At 61.8% G+C, this 19,285-nt stretch carries 13 protein-coding genes; 11 read left to right on the plus strand and 2 right to left on the minus strand.

Annotated elements, in window-relative coordinates; all coding sequences use genetic code 11:
- The first annotated feature begins 40 nt into the window (after nucleotides 1-40).
- A complete protein-coding gene (locus tag RC54_RS17240; RefSeq protein ID WP_017452917.1) occupies nucleotides 41-601 on the plus strand; it encodes a gamma carbonic anhydrase family protein in 561 nt (186 codons plus the stop codon).
- An 86-nt stretch (nucleotides 602-687) separates the two neighbouring features.
- On the opposite strand, the gene uraH is transcribed toward RC54_RS17240, so the two are convergent.
- Nucleotides 688-1,041 (minus strand): hydroxyisourate hydrolase, encoded by a 354-nt coding sequence (gene uraH, locus RC54_RS17245; protein ID WP_061790535.1) that lies wholly within the window; start codon nucleotides 1,039-1,041, stop codon nucleotides 688-690.
- A 416-nt stretch (nucleotides 1,042-1,457) separates the two neighbouring features.
- On the opposite strand from uraH, the gene RC54_RS17250 reads away from it, so the two are divergent.
- The 3 genes from RC54_RS17250 (at nucleotide 1,458) to RC54_RS17260 (ending at nucleotide 7,224) form a co-directional block, all read left to right on the plus strand.
- Nucleotides 1,458-3,707 carry a catecholate siderophore receptor Fiu gene (locus RC54_RS17250; protein WP_061790536.1) on the plus strand — a complete coding sequence of 750 codons (2,250 nt, stop codon included), beginning with the start codon at nucleotides 1,458-1,460 and terminating at the stop codon, nucleotides 3,705-3,707.
- A 420-nt stretch (nucleotides 3,708-4,127) separates the two neighbouring features.
- A complete protein-coding gene (locus RC54_RS17255; RefSeq protein WP_061790537.1) occupies nucleotides 4,128-6,386 on the plus strand; it encodes a catecholate siderophore receptor Fiu in 2,259 nt (752 codons plus the stop codon).
- A gap of 157 nt (nucleotides 6,387-6,543) precedes the next feature.
- Nucleotides 6,544-7,224 (plus strand): Fe2+-dependent dioxygenase, encoded by a 681-nt coding sequence (locus tag RC54_RS17260; RefSeq protein WP_017454773.1) that lies wholly within the window; start codon nucleotides 6,544-6,546, stop codon nucleotides 7,222-7,224.
- A 19-nt stretch (nucleotides 7,225-7,243) separates the two neighbouring features.
- On the opposite strand, the gene RC54_RS17265 is transcribed toward RC54_RS17260, so the two are convergent.
- Nucleotides 7,244-8,494: a urate hydroxylase PuuD gene (locus RC54_RS17265; RefSeq protein ID WP_061790538.1), complete on the minus strand. Its 1,251-nt coding sequence runs from the start codon at nucleotides 8,492-8,494 to the stop codon at nucleotides 7,244-7,246.
- Nucleotides 8,495-9,018: 524 nt separating this feature from the next.
- On the opposite strand from RC54_RS17265, the gene RC54_RS17270 reads away from it, so the two are divergent.
- From RC54_RS17270 to xdhA, 7 genes are all read left to right on the plus strand, one after another.
- Nucleotides 9,019-9,963 (plus strand): LysR substrate-binding domain-containing protein, encoded by a 945-nt coding sequence (locus RC54_RS17270; protein WP_061790539.1) that lies wholly within the window; start codon nucleotides 9,019-9,021, stop codon nucleotides 9,961-9,963.
- A gap of 246 nt (nucleotides 9,964-10,209) precedes the next feature.
- Nucleotides 10,210-11,973, plus strand: coding sequence for an allantoate amidohydrolase (locus RC54_RS17275; protein WP_174526148.1), 1,764 nt, complete (start codon nucleotides 10,210-10,212; stop codon nucleotides 11,971-11,973).
- A 629-nt stretch (nucleotides 11,974-12,602) separates the two neighbouring features.
- Entirely contained in the window at nucleotides 12,603-13,979 is a 1,377-nt protein-coding gene (locus RC54_RS17280; RefSeq protein WP_061790191.1) for an 8-oxoguanine deaminase, read from the plus strand.
- A gap of 142 nt (nucleotides 13,980-14,121) precedes the next feature.
- On the plus strand, nucleotides 14,122-14,664 hold the full coding sequence (locus tag RC54_RS17285) for a hypothetical protein (RefSeq protein WP_156481325.1): 543 nt from the start codon (nucleotides 14,122-14,124) through the stop codon (nucleotides 14,662-14,664).
- A 35-nt stretch (nucleotides 14,665-14,699) separates the two neighbouring features.
- A complete protein-coding gene (locus RC54_RS17290; RefSeq protein WP_156481324.1) occupies nucleotides 14,700-15,338 on the plus strand; it encodes a hypothetical protein in 639 nt (212 codons plus the stop codon).
- A 796-nt stretch (nucleotides 15,339-16,134) separates the two neighbouring features.
- Complete coding sequence (locus RC54_RS17295; protein WP_058896257.1) at nucleotides 16,135-17,436, plus strand: NCS2 family permease; 1,302 nt, start codon at nucleotides 16,135-16,137, stop codon at nucleotides 17,434-17,436.
- Nucleotides 17,437-17,761: 325 nt separating this feature from the next.
- Entirely contained in the window at nucleotides 17,762-19,246 is a 1,485-nt protein-coding gene (gene xdhA, locus RC54_RS17300; protein WP_061790188.1) for a xanthine dehydrogenase small subunit, read from the plus strand.
- Nucleotides 19,247-19,285 lie beyond the last annotated feature (39 nt).

Consider the following 19,285-nt stretch of genomic DNA (forward strand, 5'->3'; position numbering starts at 1 on the left):
GCCCCCTCTGCACCATCGCATCACCAGGAGAATCCGATCCATGCTTCGCCGCAACCCATCCGGCCACCGGCCCCAAGTCCACGAATCCGCCTATGTCGACCACACCGCCATCCTGTGCGGCAAGGTGATCGTGCATGAGAATGTCTTCATCGGTCCCTATGCCGTCATCCGCGCCGACGAAGTCAATGAGCATGGCGAGATGGAAGCCATCGTCATCGGCGCCCATTCCAATATCCAGGATGGCGTGGTGATCCACTCCAAGTCGGGCGCGGCCGTGACCATCGGCGAACGCAGCTCGATTGCCCACCGCGCCATCGTGCATGGTCCCTGCACGGTGGGCGACGGCGCCTTCATCGGCTTCAACAGCGTGCTCTTCAATTGCAGCATCGGCGCCGGCTGCGTGGTGCGTCACAACGCCGTGGTCGATGGCTGCGACCTGCCGCCCGGTTTCTACGTGCCCTCCACCGAACGCATCGGTCCCAAGACCGACCTGGCGACCATTCCGCGCGTGACCGTGGCCGCTTCCGAGTTCTCGGAAAACGTGGCACGCACCAACAATGAACTGGTACTGGGCTACAAGAAACTACAAAACGAGTTCTGACACCTGCCCTACCCAAAACAAAAAATCCGGCTTCTTGCGAAGACCGGATTTTTTATCGACCAGCAAAATGCATCAGGGTGGCGACATCAACTCCCGCGATAGGTCGAATACGCCCAGGGCGACACCACCAGCGGCACATGGTAGTTCTGGGTGGCATCGGCAATACCAAAGGCGATCACCACCTCATCGACGAAACGCGGCTGCGGCAGGCTCAGGCCCTGCGCGGCGAAATAGTCGCCGGCGGCAAAGACCAGTTCGTACTTGCCGACCTGGAGTGTGTCACCGGCCAGCAGCGGCTCATCGCAGCGGCCATCGTCATTGGTGACGGCCTGCTTGAGCAGACGCTTGCCGCCTTGCTCCACGGCATACAGCGCCAGCTTCACGCCCGCGCCCGGCTTGCCCTTGGTGATATCCAGCACGTGCGTGCTCAGTTTGCCCATGTTGCAGTCCTTTCCCTGTGTGGTTGGATGGAGTGATGAAGGGCGATGATATAGCGGCAGCACACCCCTCCCTATACGAATACGCTGATACCGACCATCGATGAGGCGGCCCTCATGCCCACCGATTCAGACAATTCTGATTGAAGAAAATCGAAATTCCAGCAAGCCATCGCAGGAGTCAAAAATACCCGCAATAAATCGAAATTTCTACTAGTTCCTTTTCCCGCCGCCCTTCCTATACTCGCCCGATCCATGCCAGATGCGCCCCAGCAACTGGCCGGATTCCCCTGATATCTGATCGCCAGCCTTCCCCGGGTTGGAGCAGGAGCGACACCCACAGCATTCACGCCGCCCTGTCCCGCACCCGCCCTCATCGCCAGCCAAGAGATTTCCAACCCTTTCTCTCGGAACCTGACATGAGCTTCATCAAGAGCCGCAAACACTCCTCCTCCCGCCTGTCGGCGGCCGTCGCTGGCGCCCTGCTATTGCCGGCCATGGCTGCGCACGCCCAATCGACCAGCCCATCGCTGCCCGGCGTGCAGGTCGATGCCACCAAGGACTCCCCCTACAAGGCCGAACAATCGGCCTCGCCCAAATACACGCAACCACTGGTGGACACGCCACAGACCCTGCAGGTCTTCAAACGCCCGCTGATGGAGCAACAAGGCGCCACCACGCTCTCCGAGGTACTGCGCAACACCCCGGGCGTGGGCACCTTCTTCCTCGGTGAAAACGGCAGCACCAGTACTGGCGACACGGTCTACATGCGCGGCTTCGATGTCTCCAGCGCCATCTTCGTGGACAATGTGCGCGACCTCGGCGCCATCTCGCGCGACGTCTTCAACCTGCAGCAGGTGGAAGTACTCAAGGGCGCGGCCGGCACCGACAATGGCCGTGGCTCGCCGACCGGCTCCATCAACCTGGTCACCAAGCAGCCCGAACTGAGCAACTCGGTCACTGCCAGCGCCACCTATGGCAGCTTCAACCAGAAGCGCGGCACGGTGGACTGGAACCAGGTCATCGACAGCGAGCGCGGCCTGGCCCTGCGCCTGAACCTGATGAAGCAGAACAGCGGCGTGCCCGGCCGCCACGAAGTACACAGCAGCCGCGACGGCATCGCCCCCTCGCTGGCCTGGGGCCTCAACAGCCCGACCCGCATCATCCTGAACTACCTGCACATGCAGCAGGACAACCGCCCCGATGGTGGGGTGGTCACCATCGGCCTGCCCGGCTACAGCTCGCCGGACCCGGCGCGCCCCTTCATCGGCCAAGCGCCCAAGGTCAACCCGCGCAACTTCTATGGCCATATCGACGACTACAACAAGGTCAACGCCGACATGACCACACTGCGCGTGGAGCATGATTTTTCCCCGACCCTGAAGCTACAGAACAGCACCCGCTACGCCCGCACCGACCAGGACTATCGCCTCAGCTCCTTCCTCGCCACCGGCGTGGCCAGCAGCCGCTTCCCGGCCGGCATCCTCACACCCTCGGTCAGCGACCGCTCCACCTGGCAGCTGGCCCGGCAACTGGTGACCCTGCGCGACCAGTCCAACGAAATCCTCAGCAACCAGACCCACCTGACCAGTTCCTTCACCACCGGCGATATCAAGCACACCCTGGTGGGCGGCCTGGAGCTCACGCGCGAGCGCCAGCGTGCACTTTCCTTCACTGCCACTGGTTTGCGCCCCTATGCCAACCTGTACCAGCCCGACGCCCACTTCGACGAATCCAAGGTCAAGGTCGGCGCCACCGGCTTCAACGAAGGCCAGACCGATACGGTCTCGCTGTATGCCCTGCACACCATCAAGTTTACGCCGCGCTGGTCGATCAACCTGGGCCTGCGTGAAGACCACTATCGCACCAGCTTCGACAGCACCTCGCCAAGCAATACCAGCAGCCTCAAGACCTCCGGCAACCTGCTCAACTGGAAGCTGGCCGGGGTCTTCAAGCCCACCAGCGCCAGCAGTGTCTATGCCCTCTATGCGAGCTCGCAGCAACCGCCGGGCGGCGCCAACTTCAGCCTGAGCGCCAGCCGCAGCAGTGCCGCCAACCCCGACTACGCGCCGCAGAAGACCCGCACCGCCGAACTCGGCACCAAGTGGGAGGTGCTCGATCGCAAGCTGGCCCTGACGGCCGCCCTGTTCCGCACCGAAGTGAGCAATGAAGTGGAACTGGATGAAGTGGCCAACACCTACTTCCAGACCGGCAGGAAGACCACCTCCGGCCTGGAACTGGGCGTGGTGGGCGAAGTCACGCGGGACATTTCCTTGACGGCGGGTTTTAGCCGCATGGATAGTCGCGTCACCCGCGGCCGCGTGGTGACGGCTGGCGGCGAGAACTACCTGGCCTATGCACCGCGCCAATCCTTCACCTCCTGGGCCACCTGGCGCGCCGCGCCCGGCCTGAGCCTGGGTGGCGGCCTGCGTTACTCGAGCGGCCTGCTGCGCGGACGTGACGGCGCCGTGGGCACGCCCACCAGTACCGGCGCCTACTGGGTGGCCGACGTCATGGCCGCTTACGTGATCAACCAGCATGTCGACCTGCAGTTCAACGTCACCAACCTGTTCAACAAGGACTACGTGGCCGCCATCAACAAGAGCGGCTACCGCTATACCCCGGGCGGCGAACGCGCCTTCGCGCTGACGGCCAACCTGAAGTTCTGACGCCCAACGCGCCAGACGGTGGTGGCGCCCTGCCGCCACCGCCCGCCCACCTGCAAGCAAATCATTTACGCATTTTTGCGAAACCCAATATGAAGACGTATTTTTTATACAACAAATCAGCCTCTGCTCTTGACGCGCGCAAAAGCCCGCCGCCAAGCGACTTTGCTGTGATGACCGGTTTAGGGGACGAATGGTCAGATAAAATTTTCAAGAATAAGAATCACTTTTATTTAGGCGTTCCTTATAATTGTAAAAATCCCGTATCAATTCGACATTCCGTGACTGGTACTGGATACACAACAACATATACTCGCCAGCCATTCCAGCGACGCAGACCAGGTCCATCTTGACCGCAAGGCCTGCCGTCAGACTCATAGCCAGCCAAGAGAAACCCTCGATAACTTCTCTCGGAACCTTGCCATGAGTTACATCAAGAGCCGCAAGCACGCCCATGGCGCGCTCGCTTCAACCCGTCTGTCGGCTGCCGTCGCCGGCGCCCTGTTGCTACCGGTGGTAGCGGCCCATACCCAGACCAGCGCCACCCTGCCCAAGGTCGAAGTGACCGCCACCCAGGAATCGGATTACAAGGCCGACAAAGCCTCCTCGGCCAAGTACAGCCAGCCGCTGGTCGATACCCCACAGACCCTGACCGTGATCAAGAAACAGCTGATCGACCAACAAGGCGCCACCACCCTGACCGAAGCGCTGCGCAACAGCCCCGGCGTGGGCACCTTCTATCTCGGTGAAAACGGTTCGACCAGCACCGGTGACGCCATCTACATGCGCGGCTTCGACAGCTCCAGCGCGATCTTCGTGGACAACGTGCGTGACCTCGGTTCGGTCTCGCGCGACATGTTCAACATCCAGCAGGTGGAAGTCCTCAAAGGCCCGGCCGGCACCGACAATGGCCGCGGCTCGCCGACCGGCTCGATCAACCTGGTCACCAAGCAGGCCGAGATGAGCAACTTCTTCAATGCCTCGGCCACCTACGGTAGCTGGAACCAGAAGCGCGCCACGGCCGACTGGAACAAGACCCTGGACGAAGAACGCGGCATCGCCATGCGCCTGAACCTGATGAAGCAGGACAGCGGCGTGCCCGGCCGTCATGAAGTCAAGAACGACCGCTGGGGCATCGCGCCCTCGCTGGCCTTCGGCCTGAACAGCCCGACCCGCGTGTTCCTGAACTACCTGCACGCGGACCAGGACAACGTCCCGGACGGTGGCGTACCGACCATCGGCCTGCCCGGCTATTCCTCGCCCGATCCCGCACGCCCTTACATTTCCGGCGCGCCGCGCGTGGCCTCCAGCAATTTCTACGGCAATGTAAACGATTACGACAAGGTCACCGCCGACATGTTCACCGCGCGCGTGGAGCATGACTTTTCGCAGGACGTCAAGCTGCAGAACACCACCCGCTACGCCAAGACCAGCCAGGATTACTTCCTGACGTCCTTCATGGCATCGGCGGCCAGCAGCAGCCGTCCCACCGGCCTGGTCACGCCCTCGGCCAGCAATCTGTCGAGCTGGATGCTGGCGCGCAACCTGCCCACCCGCAAGGACCAGTCCAACGAAATCCTCACCAACCAGACCAACGTCACTGCCAACCTGAAGACCGGCGGCCTGCAGCACACCCTGGTGGGCGGTGTCGAGTTCACCCAGGAAAAGCAGCACGCCACCTCCTTCACCGCCACCGGCACGCTGCCGGCGGCCAACCTGTACAACCCGAATCCCAACTTCGGCAACGGCAGCTACAGCATCCGTGCGACCGGCTACAACGATGGCAAGACCGACACCGTCTCGGCCTACCTGTTCGATACCCTCAAGTTCAACGAACAGTGGTCCATCAACGGTGGCATCCGCGAAGATCACTATCGCACCACCTATAACGCCAACGCGGCCGGCGCCCTCACCAATCTGTCAACCTCGGGCAACCTGTTCAACTGGAAGCTGGCGGCCATCTTCAAACCGACCGACTACAGCAGCATCTATGCGCTGTATGCCACCTCGCAGCAACCTCCGGGCGGCGCCAACTTCACGCTGTCGGCCTCGGCCAACAGCGCGGCCAATACCAACTATGCCCCGCAGAAGACCAAGACTTCCGAACTGGGTACCAAGTGGGATCTGCTGAACAAGAAACTGGCCGTCACCGCCGCCGTGTTCCACACCGAAGTGACCAATGAAGTCGAGCAGGATCCGACCTCGCTGCAATACTTCCAGACCGGCAAGAAGACTGTGCAGGGCATCGAGCTGGGCGTGACCGGTGACGTGACCAGCAATCTGTCGCTCACCGCCGGCTATACCTGGATGGATACCAAGGTCGATAACGGCGCCATCACCACGGCTTCCGGTGAAAACAACCTGGCCTACACGCCCAAGCAGGCCTTCACCTCCTGGGCGACCTACCGGCTGCCGCAAGGCTTTACCGTGGGTGGTGGTGCGCGCTACGTCAGCTCGCTGCTGCGGGGCAAGGATGGCGCGGTGGGCACACCGACCTTTGCCGATGCCTACTGGGTCTTCGATGGCATGGTCGGCTATGTCGTCAACAAGAATGTGGACCTGCAGTTGAATGTCTACAATATTTTCAACAAGGACTACGTCGCCGCGATCAACAAGAGCGGCTATCGTTACACCCCGGGCACGCCACGCGCCGTGGCGCTGACCGCCAACTTCAAGTTCTGAACCAGCCGATCGCAATGAATTGATCTGCCTCAGTCCCGCCACCAAGGGCTTTGCTTAAAGTGGCGGATGCCCACTGAGTCCAGTCATGGATCAGCCAGACTTGACGGCCCCTCCTTCACCGGAGGGGCCTTTTCATTAGCGACAGGAGAATTCCATCATGATGCTGCATATCCCCGAAGTCCTCAGCGCCGAGCAGGTGCGTCACATCCGTGCCGAACTGGATCGCGCCGATTGGGTGGACGGCCGCGCCACCGTGGGCGACCAGGGGGCGCGCGTAAAGCGCAACCGGCAATTGCCGGAACACTCGCCACTGGGCTTCGCGCTGGGCGAGATCATCCTGGAGGCCTTGCGCAAGAATCCCCTGTTCTTTGCCGCCGCCCTGCCCAAGAAGACCATGCCGCCGCTCTTCAACAGCTATGAAGGGGGCGAGCACTATGGCCTGCATGTAGATGGCTCGGTGCGCAACCTGCCCAATGCCGCCGGCAGCATCCGTACCGATGTCTCCTCCACCCTGTTCCTGTGCGACCCGGACGACTACGAGGGGGGCGAACTGGTGGTGGTCGATACCTATGGCACACATGAAGTGAAGCTACCGGCCGGCGACCTGATCGTCTATCCCTCCACCAGCCTGCACCGGGTCGAACCGGTCACCCGCGGCGCCCGCGTGTGCGCCTTCTTCTGGAGCCAGAGCATGATCCGCGACGACTGGAAGCGCAGCATGTTGTTCGAGCTGGATCGCAACATCTACAGTCTGCGCCAGAAGATCGGCGACACCGAGGAAGTGCTAGGCCTGACGGGGCATTATCACAACCTGCTGCGGCAGTGGGCGGAAGTATAAATCTTTTATATCATTTATTTTATTTGGCGCCCGCCTGGAACCATGCCGCCAATTCGGCGCGTTCTTCATCGGTCATCCGGGTCAGGTTGGCCAGCGGCATGTCCCTGGTCTGCACGGCGCGCTGGAAGATCTTGGCGGCGTGCTGGTGGATCAGTTCGGGCGTTTGCAGCATCATGCCGGCCGGGGCGGTGGCAAAGCCGGGCTGGGTCGGTTTATCGGAGTGGCAGGTGGCGCAGCGCTGGGTGATGATGGACTGGATCCTGGCAAAGTCCGGTGCAGCTGCTGGCACCGTGGCCACCGATGCGCCACCACCTGCGCCTTGCGCTACAGGCACAGTGGGCACCACCGGGCGCGGTGCAATGGCTATCGCCACCACCAACAGCAAGGCCACCCCGGCCAGCGGATAAGCCACCGCGATCCTGCCCTTGTGGCGCAGATTGAAGAAGTGACGGATCAACACCCCGGCCGCCATGATCGCGGCCAGCACCAGCCAGCTATAGGTATGGGTGTAGGTCATCGCATAGTGGTTGCTGATCATGATGAAGAGAATGGGCAGCGTGAAGTAATTGTTGTGTACGCTGCGCTGCTTGCCGCGCTGGCCATGGATGGGATCGGGCGCGCGACCGGCCTGCATCGCCGCCACCAGCTTGCGCTGCCCCGGAATGATGACCATGAGCACATTGCCCACCATGATGGTGCCGATCATCGCCCCCACATGGATGTAGGCAGCACGACCTGAGAGCAGGTGCGTGAGCAGGTAGGCCACGGCCACGATGAAGACGAACATCACCAGCCCCAGCAAGCCTTCACGCTTACCCAGCGGCGAGCGGCACAACAGGTCATAGACGATCCAGCCCAGCACCAGCGTAGCGATACCCACCCCCACGGCCTGCAAACCGGAGAGATCGGCCACCGACTTGTCCACCATCATCGCCGAGGCATTGAAGTAATAGACGATCAACAGCATGGCGATGCCGCTCATCCAGGTGGCATAGGCTTCCCACTTGAACCAGTGCAGTTCGGCGGGCAATTCGGCCGGCGCCACCAGATATTTTTGCGGATGGTAGAAACCGCCACCGTGCACTGCCCACAGCTCGCCGGAGACGCCCTTCTTTTCCAGGTCGCTGCCCGGCTTGGGCGGCCGGATGGAATTGTCCAGCCAGACGAAATAGAACGAGGCGCCGATCCAGGCGATACCGGTAATCAAGTGCAGCCAGCGGACCAGCAGATTGGCCCATTCGAGACCATATGCAACCAGGATTGCTTCCATGTCTTCCCCACGCAGAATGACTGTCCGCCACCGCGAGCTACTGCGAACAGGCGAGGCATTGCCTCAGGAAAGGGCCGCCATGAAAGTCTTCCCTCCCCAGGCATGTCACAGGGGAATCCGTGGCTGTGTGGAGTGAAGGCTTTCCGCGCGCCAGGAAGCCGGGGCAAAAGACATGGCCGCCCCGGCTCTCCTGGTCATCGCTGCCGCTACGACCCGATGGCTGTGGCCATCTGTTGTGCGGTCCTGCCTGCGGCGCTGCCCTCGTGAGGCTGGCAATGGCTGGCACGAACCGGTTGCACGAACGATAAACGCGGCACTGCTCCACAACATGGTTACCAACGTATATTTGACATACGAATAACAATATACAAAAATACCCTCTGGATGAGAGACGCTGCGGCCGCAGCCCTGGCCCACGCCGGCCTCGGCGACCGCAACGATCATGCGCCTGCCCCGATGCAGCCACCCCAGAGTGAACGAAAAACCGTCACCTGCCCCGCCACCCAAACCCCGGAGACATGTCCATGTCCAGGCTGCCTGACCATCTCGATATCCACCTCATCCGCATCCTCTACCTGTTGCTGTGCGAAAAGAATGTCTCGCGGGTGGCGTTGAAACTGAACCAGCCGCAACCCTCGATCTCGGCCTCGCTGCGCAAGCTGCGCGAACTGACCGGCGATCCGCTGCTGGTGCGCGGGGCGCGTGGCATGGTGCCGACCCAGCATGGCGAGAGCCTGTTGAAGCCCGCCAAGCGCATCCTCGATGAAACCGAGCGCCTGTTCGTGCCCAAGACCGCCTTCGTGCCGCAGGAGGAAGAGCGCACCTTCCACCTGGCCGCGCCGGACTACATGAACACCCCCTTCTTCACCGAAGTGATCGCCCGCGTGCGCCGCGAGTCGCCACGCAGCCGCATCGTCATCCATGCCCTGGGGCCCGATACCGACTACGTGCGCCGGCTCTCGGATGGCGACCTGGACCTGGTGATCGCCAACTGGGATGCGCCACCGGCCCACCTGCACCTCTCCAAGCTGTTCGACGACCCCATCGTCTGCCTGATGCGCGCCGACTGCGCCTACGCCAAGCGCACCGCGCGCGAGGCCATGCGCATGGAGGATTACCTGGACCTGCCCCATGCCGCCCCGTCGCAGATCCTGCCCGGCTACCACGGCAGCATCGACAGCTTCCTGGAAAAACAGAACCTGCGCCGCAACGTGGTGGTCGAGTCCGCCCACTTCCGCATGTTGCCCTACATGGTGGCGCAGACCGACCTGGTGCTGACAGCCGGCCAGCAGTTCGCCCGCTTCTACGAAAAACTGCTGCCTCTGAAAAGCTATACGGTGCCCATCAAATTCCCGCCGCTGCGCTTCTACCAGCTCTGGCATGAGCGCGTGCACCAGGCGACCGAACACAAATGGCTGCGCGCCCAGGTCAGCGCGGCGGCCAAGACGATGGCCCAGGCGCGGGCCTGAAGCCATACTCTCCAGATGAAAGCATTGATGTCATCCGCGCCAAGATGTTTTAAAGTCTCATCTGCACTCCAACGCGCCCAGATGCCCACCGGACGGGCCTGGCTGCACAGTTTGAGACAACAGCCGCACGCAACAATGGGCGCCGACAATCCTGAGGTACAGATTGCTACAGATTGCCGGCGCCGTTTTTGAGCGCATCACCAACGAACAAGCGAGGGCGCCGGCGCCATGCCGGCCGGCAACTACATGACCACCACACTGGACCAATTGAACCAGGCCGAGCGCTCGGCCTTCATCGCCGCCCTGCACGGCATCTACGAACACTCGCCCTGGATTCCCGAACGCGCCGCCGCGCAGCGCCCATTCCGCACTCTCACCGCGCTCAAGCTGGCCCTGCAGAACGTCGTCAGCGAAGCCAGCCACGCCGAGCAACTGGGCCTCATCCGCGCCCACCCCGAACTGGCAGGGCGCGCCGCCATTGCCGGCGAGCTGACCGCCGAATCCACCGGCGAACAAGCCCGAGCCGGCCTGAACCTGTGCAGCCCGGAAGAATTCGCCACCCTGCAAACCCTCAATGCGAACTACAACGCCAAGTTCGGCTTCCCCTTCATCTTGGCTGTCAAGGGCCCGACCGGTGCCGGCCTGACGCGCCAGCAGATCATCGCCACCTTCTCCCGCCGCCTGCGCAACCAGGTCGCCGATGAGCTGCGTGAAGCCCTGCGCCAGATCGGTCGCATTGCCGAACTGCGCCTCAACGAGCTGCTCGGCTATCACCCGGCCTTGGGCGCCACCGTCATGCAATGGGCCGAAGACATCGGCGCCCTGTCCGAAGACGAAGGCGCCCTCACCTGCACCTACCTCACCGACACCCACCGCCGCACCGCCGCGCAGATCGCCCAATGGATGCGCGAGGCCGGAATGCTCGTCCACATCGACGCCGTGGGCAACGTGGTTGGCCGCTACCTCTCCAGCGACCCGCAGGCCAAGACCTTGCTGACCGGTTCGCACTACGACACGGTGCGCAATGGCGGCAAGTACGATGGCCGCGAAGGCATCCTGCTGCCCATCGCCGTGATCAAGCACCTGCACGAGCGTGGCGAGAGCCTGCCCTTCCATGTCGAGGTGATCGGGTTTTCGGAAGAAGAAGGCGTGCGTTTCAAGAGCACCTTCCTGGGCAGCAATGCGATCACCGGCCACTTCGACTTGAATCTGCTGGACTTGCAGGACAAGGACGGTATCCTCCTGCGCGAGGTCATCACCCAGGCCGGCCACGATGTAGCCGCCATCCCGCAGATCGCCCGCGACCCCGCCGACATCCTTGGTTACGTCGAAGTCCACATCGAACAAGGCCCGGTCCTGCTCAACCGCGACCTGCCGGTGGGCATCGTCACCTCGATTGCCGGCAGCTCGCGCTATCTGGTGGACTTGAAAGGCGTAGCCAGTCATGCCGGCACCACCCCGATGGACATGCGCAAGGATGCTGCGGCGGCAGCGGCCGAAATCATCCTGTACGTCGAGCAGCGCTGCGCGCAGGACCAGCACGCCGCTCTGGTCGGCACGGTGGGCCAGTTGCAGGTTCCGCGTGGTTCCACCAACGTCATCCCTGGCGCCTGCCAGCTCTCGCTGGACATCCGCGCCGCCCGTGACGATGTGCGACAAGCTGCGGTGCAGGACATCCTGGAGAGGATCGCCGCCATCTGCGAACGCCGCAGCATCGACGTCAAACTCGAAGAAACCTTGAGCGCCCCGGCGGCTCCCTGCGCCCCCTGGCTGATGGCCCAACTAGCCGCCGCCACCGAACGCGCCGGCATCCCACCCTTCGAGCTGGCCTCCGGCGCCGGCCACGACGCCATGGCCATTGCCAGGCTGACCGACGTCTGTATGCTCTTCACCCGCTGCGGTAACGGCGGCATCAGCCACAACCCGCTGGAAACGATGACGGCCGATGATGCCGAGGTGTCGGGGCAGATCCTGCTGGATTTCCTGCGTAGCTTCAGGGCGAAGAACTAATTATTTATATGATTTACAGTACGGCGCGCCTTCGATACGCGGCGCGGCCGCTACTCAGGACGAACGGTAGAGGGAACAAGCGCGACGCGGAACGACTCGGAGTCGCAGGCAATCCAACCCAAAGCCGAAGGCGAGTAGGAGACCGGGGCGAGGCCAAAGGCGAGCCGGTCATGCTTTCCCCCTTGGGGGCCAGCCGCCGCAGCGAAGCGAAAAGTGGATCAGAAAAATAGTGGGAGCGTAGCGACTCTATTTTTCCCACTTTTCGCTTCGCTGCGGCGGGTACCCTCCGTAGGAGGGCTGGCTCTTAGGGGGCCGCTTTCTTTGCTTACTTTCTTTGGCGGGCCAAAGAAAGTGAGCGGCTGCCGGGCCGCCCCCGGCGCTCACCTCCGACCGGAGAAAGAAAAACATTAAGCTAGAGCGCAAACCAGCATGCCGTGCAGACTACCTATAGCAATTGAATTCAACCAGAAATAACGCTACAACACCCAGCATTAAGCGGACCTTAACCCTCCCAACAACCCCACCCGACGCAGCCGTCAATAGGGCAAGAAAGGGACTCCCCCTGTCACCTGCGCCGACCCGCAAGCCAACATCAACCACACAAGGAACCCAAGAAGGAGTCCAGCACCATGCAACACCCCGCCCACGGCAAGACCCTGCTGATCAAGAACGCCCGCGTCCTGGTCACCATGAACGAGACCCGCGAAGAAATCGCCAACGGCGCCCTCTTCATCCGCGACAACGTCATCGAACAAGTCGGCCAGACCCAAGAGCTGCCCCAAGAAGCCGACGAGGTCATCGACGCCACCCACCACGTGGTGATCCCCGGCCTCATCAACACCCACCACCACATGTACCAGAGCCTCACGCGCGCCATCCCCAGCGCGCAGAATGGCGAACTGTTCCACTGGCTCACCAACCTCTACCCCATCTGGGCTGGCCTGACCCCCGAGATGATCCAGGTCTCCACGCTGACCGCCATGGCCGAGCTAATCCTCTCGGGCTGCACCACCAGCAGCGACCACCTCTACATCTACCCCAACCAGACCCGCCTGGACGACAGCCTGGAAGCCGCCGCGCGCATCGGCATGAGATTCCACGGCGCGCGCGGCGCCATGAGCGTCGGCCAGTCCAAGGGCGGCCTGCCACCCGACCGCGTGGTCGAAGACGAAGAAGCCATCCTCCGAGACAGCCGCCGCCTCATCGAGACCTACCACGACCCCAAGCGCCACGCCATGCAACGCATCGTGGTCGCGCCATGCTCGCCGTTCTCGGTCTCGCGCGACCTGATGCGCGAAGCCGCCGACCTGGCGCGTCACTATGGCGTCTCGCTGCACACCCACCTGGCCGAGAACCTCAACGACATCGCCTACAGCCGCGAAAAATTCAACATGACCCCGGCCGAATATGCCGAAGACTGCGGCTGGGTCGGCCACGATGTCTGGCACGCCCACTGCGTGCAACTGGATAAGCACGGCATCGACCTGTTCGCCCGCACCGGCACGGGCGTGGCACACTGCCCCTGCTCCAACATGCGCCTGGCCTCCGGTATCGCTCCCATCCGCAAGATGCTCGATGCCGGCGTGGCGGTCGGGCTCGGTGTGGATGGCAGCGCCTCCAACGATAGCGCTCACATGCTGGGCGAAGTACGCCAGGCCATGCTGCTGCAACGGGTGGGATTCGGACCGGACGCCATGACCGCGCGCCAGGCATTGGAAATGGCCACCCTGGGCGGGGCCAGGGTCTTGAACCGCGACGACATCGGCGCGCTCAAGCCCGGCATGTCGGCCGATGTGGTGTTGTTCGATACGCGCCAGATCGCCTTTGCCGGGGCGCTGCACGATCTGGTGGCGGCCCTGGTGTTCTGCACCCCGGCCAATGTGGACTACAGCATCATCAATGGCCGGGTGATCGTGCGCGAGGGGCAATGCACTACCATCGAGCTGGGGGCGGTGCTGGAGCGACATAATCGGCTCTCGCACCAGTTGGCCGAAGCGGCGCGCTAAGCTTTTCCGACCGGAAAGGCTGGACGATCCTCTACAGCACGGGGTGTGCAATACGCTGTCACATGACGTAAGATGTCGCGTGCTTGCCGAACGCTATCGTGATAGGCTAATCGGCTCGAAAAAAATTCCATAGGGGGAAAACATGAGCTTTCGAATAACCATCATCGGTGGCGTGCGCGCGTCCATGCTGGTCGGCATCGTCCTGTCCTTGACCGCCTGCGCCACCCGCACGCCCTTGCTGCCCGACAACTATGCTGGCCCGAGCGCCGTACTGAAGGACTCTGCCGACATGCTCAACATGAGCAAGGCCGACATGTACTATGCCGCCAGTGTCAATACCATTGCGGTAGACAATGTCCGCTTCGCCACCCGAAGCGCCAGCGAGGGTCGCGGCGCCATGATGCTGTTGCAGAAAGTGGAGCGCCGTATCCCAGCTACACCGCTCAAAGTCCAAGTAGTGGCAAGAACCGCATATGCCATGCCCATCATGGCAATGACCGGCACCGTCTACCAGGTCAAGGGCGATGTCGATTTTACGCCGGAGGCGGGCAAGAGCTACGTAGTGCGTGGCAAGCTGGGACCGACCTACAGCGCCGTATGGATCGAAGAAGAAGGAACCAGCACCATGGTTGGCAAGAAGATCGAAGTCAATGGTTCAGCGGAACTGGGCTTCTTCGATAAATAACGACGTCGCCTTGCCGCGTACCAAACCTCATGCTCATGAAAAAACTGCTCCTGCTATGCGCTAGTACATGCGCACTGATACTCGGTGGCTGCGCCCCCTATCCGACGGCAGCCTATCCAGACAACACGATGACGCGTGTCAGTCCGGCAGATCTTCCTAATGGCGCAGCCCCACTGAAACTGAAAATGGAAGTGCGGTGGCTGATCAATGGTCGCCAGCCTGATACCGACACACACTTCATGGAAGTCCCTTTCCCTGTGCCTGACCCCGTGGTATTGCGCAACATCATGGAACCAGCATTCCAACAAACCGGCGTGATCGTGATCAGTCAGACCGATGCAGTGGGAGTGGTCAAGGTCACTCTCGATGACGTTTCCGATATTGCCGAGGCGATGAACCAAGGTGTGCGCTTAAGCGAAAAATGGGGCGACGGATACATCACCACCAAGGAAGAGATGAAGATGTCTCTTGAAATCCGCGTTGGAAACCAGACTGCACAGTCGCCTGCCGTGCGCGGCGCTTTCTATAGCGTATTGGGCAAATCGACTCTGCCCCATGACCCTCGCCTGCAACCACTCAAGCCGGTCCAGGATGATCTGTTTCAGCAATTACTGATCAAATGTCTCCTGGCGCTGAATAAAGAGGGAAGCCTGCAACGCCTGCGTGAACCCTGATGTCGTCAGCAGGACATCTCCATTCTTTGACGATCTGGTGATTAGACAGTAGCTCAACGGCCCAACATATCGGTCGATGTAGTAATGTTCAATACGTCTGAGTCAGGAGCCTCGCTAATCAGCTCGGTACGCTTTATCGGCTTGGCTTTCTCGGCAATACGCGGTTTATCCACATCGCGCGGTTTGATGGGGACAGTCTCATGAGGCTTGGCTCCACTCCAAGCGTTACCAATGGCACCGTCTCTGCGCCGAGCCGAAACAAGCTCATCGCCACCACAAGGATGTTCGCCTGGTCTTTCAAGGATTACATAGCCGGGGCGGCTTCTTCCAGGAGTGCTGCGTTCTGCTTCGTCGTCTGATCCACCTGGACGATGGTACGGTTGATTTCAAATAGATCAGGCAATATCAAAGGTGTGCCAGCCTCGGGATAGATCAGCATTAAGCGACAGTGCAAGAACAAATCCCGTGCAGACTACCCAATAAACAAGAAAATAACCCTCAGCAACAAATCAGTCCGAGCGATGCCTCCAGCCAATAAAACTGGCAAAATCTTGCATTTCTGGAAGACGATGACATATCCGCATGTCAACGACGCGCAGCGCCACCCACTTATCACGCCAGGTTAATAATGGCTATTTCCTGGCCCTTACATCCCCTCAATGAAATTCAACGACATTAGCACCGCTGCCACAACAAAGCGCACACCAAGGCCGACAGCAACGCCGGTTTCCCGCCTGAGCGCACCGCAGGCGAGCGCTCCGGCGGATAAAAACGGAACCCACGGAGACCGCCCACAATGAATGTCCTCAACAAATTCTTCCACCTGGAAGAGAACGGCACCACCGTCCGCACCGAGTTGCTGGCCGGCCTGACCACCTTCCTGACGATGGCCTACATCATCTTCGTCAACCCCTCCATCCTGGGCGACGCCGGGATGCCCAAGGATGCCGTCTTCGTGGCCACCTGCGTGGCAGCGGCGGTGGGTACCCTGATCATGGGCCTGTACGCCAACTACCCCATCGGCCTGGCGCCCGGCATGGGCTTGAACGCCTACTTCGCCTATGCCGTGGTCAAGGGCATGGGCTTTCCCTGGCAGGCCGCATTGGGAGCGGTGCTGATCTCGGGTTGCCTGTTCCTGGTGGTGAGCGTGCTGCGCATCCGCGAAGTGATCATCAAGAGCATCCCGCATTCGTTGCGCACGGCCATCCCGGCCGGCATCGGTCTGTTCCTGGCGATCATTTCCTTGAAGAGTGCCGGCATCGTCGCCGCCAATCCGGCCACCTTCGTGACCCTGGGTGACCTGCACCAGCCGGCGCCGGTGATGGCCAGCATCGGCTTCCTGGTGATTGTGGCGCTGGATCGGCTCAAGGTACGCGGTGCGCTGCTGATCGGCATCCTGCTGGTGACGGTGCTGTCCTTCCTCTTCGGTGGCAATCATTTCTCCGGCATCTTCGCCGCGCCACCCTCGATTGCGCCGACCTTCCTGCAACTGGACATCAAGGGCGCCATTTCCATGGGGCTGATCAACGTGGTGCTGGTGTTCTTCCTGGTGGAACTGTTCGACGCCACCGGCACCCTGATGGGCGTGGCCACCCGCGCCGGGTTGATGAAGGACGGCAAGATGGAGCGCCTCAACAAAGCCCTGATGGCCGACAGCACCGCCATTGTCGCCGGCTCCCTGCTGGGCACCTCCTCCACCACCGCCTACATCGAAAGTGCCGCTGGCGTGCAGGCCGGCGGTCGCACTGGCCTGACCGCCGTGGCCATCGCCGTACTGTTCCTGCTGTGCCTGTTCATCGCCCCGCTGGCCGGTGTGGTGCCGGCCTATGCGACCGCGCCGGCGCTGTTCTTCGTGGCTTGCCTGATGCTGCGCGAGCTGGTGCACATTGATTGGAATGACACCACCGAGTGCGTGCCGGCCGTCATCACCGCGCTGGTCATGCCCTTCACCTACTCCATTGCCAATGGCCTGGCGCTGGGCTTCATCAGCTATGCCGGGTTGAAGCTGCTGACCGGTCGTATGAAGGATGTTTCAGTGGTAATCTGGATCATCGCTGCCATCTTCCTGTTCAAGCTCATCTACCTCGGTGGCGAGTGAGCGGCAATCCAGCGGTATGAAGTAAATTGAAAAATCGAAGAGGTGGCCCCGCAACCGCGTGCCCACCTCTTCGGGATCGTGACAAGAGGGAATCCGACAATCGTCGGCAACAATGTGCTGCGGACAATCCGTTTCCTCTTTTGACGACCCCGGCACGTTTCTTGAATGCCATCTGGCCACGGGAGACACCACAGGTCGGCCGCCGCCCCGAGCGGACATGCCGCCTGAAAGCAGATCCAACAATAAGAAGCACGCCCCACGATACGCCCTGGAGCGCGCCATAAAGCAGTCTGTTTTGTAGACAATTCAAATTGAGTAAAGCCAAATGCCAGAGACCCAGCGCCCCATCCAGTTCTATTTTCGCGGCCAGACCCACGAAGTAGCAGGCCAACCCACGACCCGCACCGTTCTGCAGCATCTGCGCGAAGACCTTCACTGCACCGGCACCAAGGAAGGCTGTGCCGAAGGCGATTGCGGCGCCTGCACCGTGGTGGTGGGCGAGTTGCGCCATGACCAGCTGGAATTGAAGACGGTCAATTCCTGCATCCAGTTCCTGCCCACCCTCGATGGCCGGGCGCTGTTTACCGTGGAAGACCTGAAGCAGGCCGATGGCTGCCTGCATCCGGTGCAACAGGCCATGGTGGAATGCCACGGTTCGCAGTGCGGCTTTTGCACGCCGGGCTTCGTGATGTCGCTGTGGGGCCTGTACCTGAAACATGACAAGGACGGCATCACGCCCAGCAAGCGCGAGATCGACGACGCCCTCTCCGGCAACCTGTGCCGCTGCACCGGCTATCGCCCCATCATCGATGCGGCACGCCGCATGGGCGAGTTGCCCAAGATGGAGTTCGACCGCGAAGCCGTCAAGCAAGCCCTGCGCGAGATCGATCACGACGCGCCGCTGGCGGTGAGCCATGCCGGCCAGACCTTCCACGCCCCGCGTACGCTGCAACAACTGGCGCAACTGCGCGCGGCCCTGCCCCAGGCGCGCATCCTGGCCGGCTCCACCGATGTGGGCCTGTGGGTGACCAAACAGATGCGCGAGCTGGGCAATATCATTTATATCGGTCGCGTCGAAGAATTGCGCACCATCAGCGTGCACGGCGAGATGCTGGAAATCGGTGCCGGCGTGTCGCTGGAAGAGGCCTATGCCGAAGCCGCGCGCCATTACCCGGAAGAACTGTCGGAACTCTGGCAGCGCTTTGCCTCGCTGCCGGTGCGCCATGCCGGCACGCTGGGCGGCAATGTCGCCAATGGCTCGCCCATCGGCGACTCCATGCCCTGGCTGATCGCACTGGGGGCGCAGATCCTGCTCTACAGCGTGCGGGGACAGCGCGTCATGGCGCTGGAAGATTTCTATCTGGCCTACCAGAAGTCGGCCCTGCAAGCCGATGAAGTGGTGCAAGCCGTGCGCATCCCGCTGCCGCAGAAGGATGTGCGTTTCCGGGTCTACAAACTCTCCAAGCGCTTCGACCAGGATATCTCGGCGGTCTGTGCCGCCTTCGCCTTGCGCATGGAGGGCGACACCATCAGCGAGGCACGCATCGCCTTCGGTGGCATGGCAGCCACGCCCAAGCGTGCCGCCCAGGCCGAGGCGCTGTTGCAGGGCGGTGCCTGGAGCGAGTCCCAGGTGCGCGCCGCCATGGCAGCCCTGGCGCAGGATTACGCGCCGCTGTCGGACATGCGCGCCAGCGCCTCCTATCGCCTGCGCAGCGCCCAGAACCTGCTCTATCGCTACTGGCTGGAAACCCGCACCGAGGCGCCGCTGACGCGCCAGGACGTGCGCGCCTTTGCGGTCGATGCGGCGTGACGCCGGTTGCACCGTATTCACCGTATATACAGCCTCCGC

The sequence above is a fragment of the Herbaspirillum rubrisubalbicans genome, from assembly GCF_003719195.1.
In the GTDB taxonomy this organism is placed as follows: Bacteria; Pseudomonadota; Gammaproteobacteria; order Burkholderiales; family Burkholderiaceae_D; genus Herbaspirillum; species Herbaspirillum rubrisubalbicans.

Bases quoted from the DNA above. Each gene is read 5' to 3' on its own strand.
- RC54_RS17265 (WP_061790538.1), bottom strand. From the start codon at position 8,494: ATGGAAGCAATCCTGGTTGCATATGGTCTCGAATGGGCCAATCTGCTG.
- RC54_RS17285 (WP_156481325.1), top strand. From the start codon at position 14,122: ATGAGCTTTCGAATAACCATCATCGGTGGCGTGCGCGCGTCCATGCTG.
- RC54_RS17280 (WP_061790191.1), top strand. From the start codon at position 12,603: ATGCAACACCCCGCCCACGGCAAGACCCTGCTGATCAAGAACGCCCGC.
- RC54_RS17295 (WP_058896257.1), top strand. From the start codon at position 16,135: ATGAATGTCCTCAACAAATTCTTCCACCTGGAAGAGAACGGCACCACC.
- RC54_RS17270 (WP_061790539.1), top strand. From the start codon at position 9,019: ATGTCCAGGCTGCCTGACCATCTCGATATCCACCTCATCCGCATCCTC.
- RC54_RS17260 (WP_017454773.1), top strand. From the start codon at position 6,544: ATGATGCTGCATATCCCCGAAGTCCTCAGCGCCGAGCAGGTGCGTCAC.
- RC54_RS17255 (WP_061790537.1), top strand. From the start codon at position 4,128: ATGAGTTACATCAAGAGCCGCAAGCACGCCCATGGCGCGCTCGCTTCA.
- uraH (WP_061790535.1), bottom strand. From the start codon at position 1,041: ATGGGCAAACTGAGCACGCACGTGCTGGATATCACCAAGGGCAAGCCG.
- RC54_RS17275 (WP_174526148.1), top strand. From the start codon at position 10,210: ATGACCACCACACTGGACCAATTGAACCAGGCCGAGCGCTCGGCCTTC.
- xdhA (WP_061790188.1), top strand. From the start codon at position 17,762: ATGCCAGAGACCCAGCGCCCCATCCAGTTCTATTTTCGCGGCCAGACC.
- RC54_RS17250 (WP_061790536.1), top strand. From the start codon at position 1,458: ATGAGCTTCATCAAGAGCCGCAAACACTCCTCCTCCCGCCTGTCGGCG.
- RC54_RS17240 (WP_017452917.1), top strand. From the start codon at position 41: ATGCTTCGCCGCAACCCATCCGGCCACCGGCCCCAAGTCCACGAATCC.
- RC54_RS17290 (WP_156481324.1), top strand. From the start codon at position 14,700: ATGAAAAAACTGCTCCTGCTATGCGCTAGTACATGCGCACTGATACTC.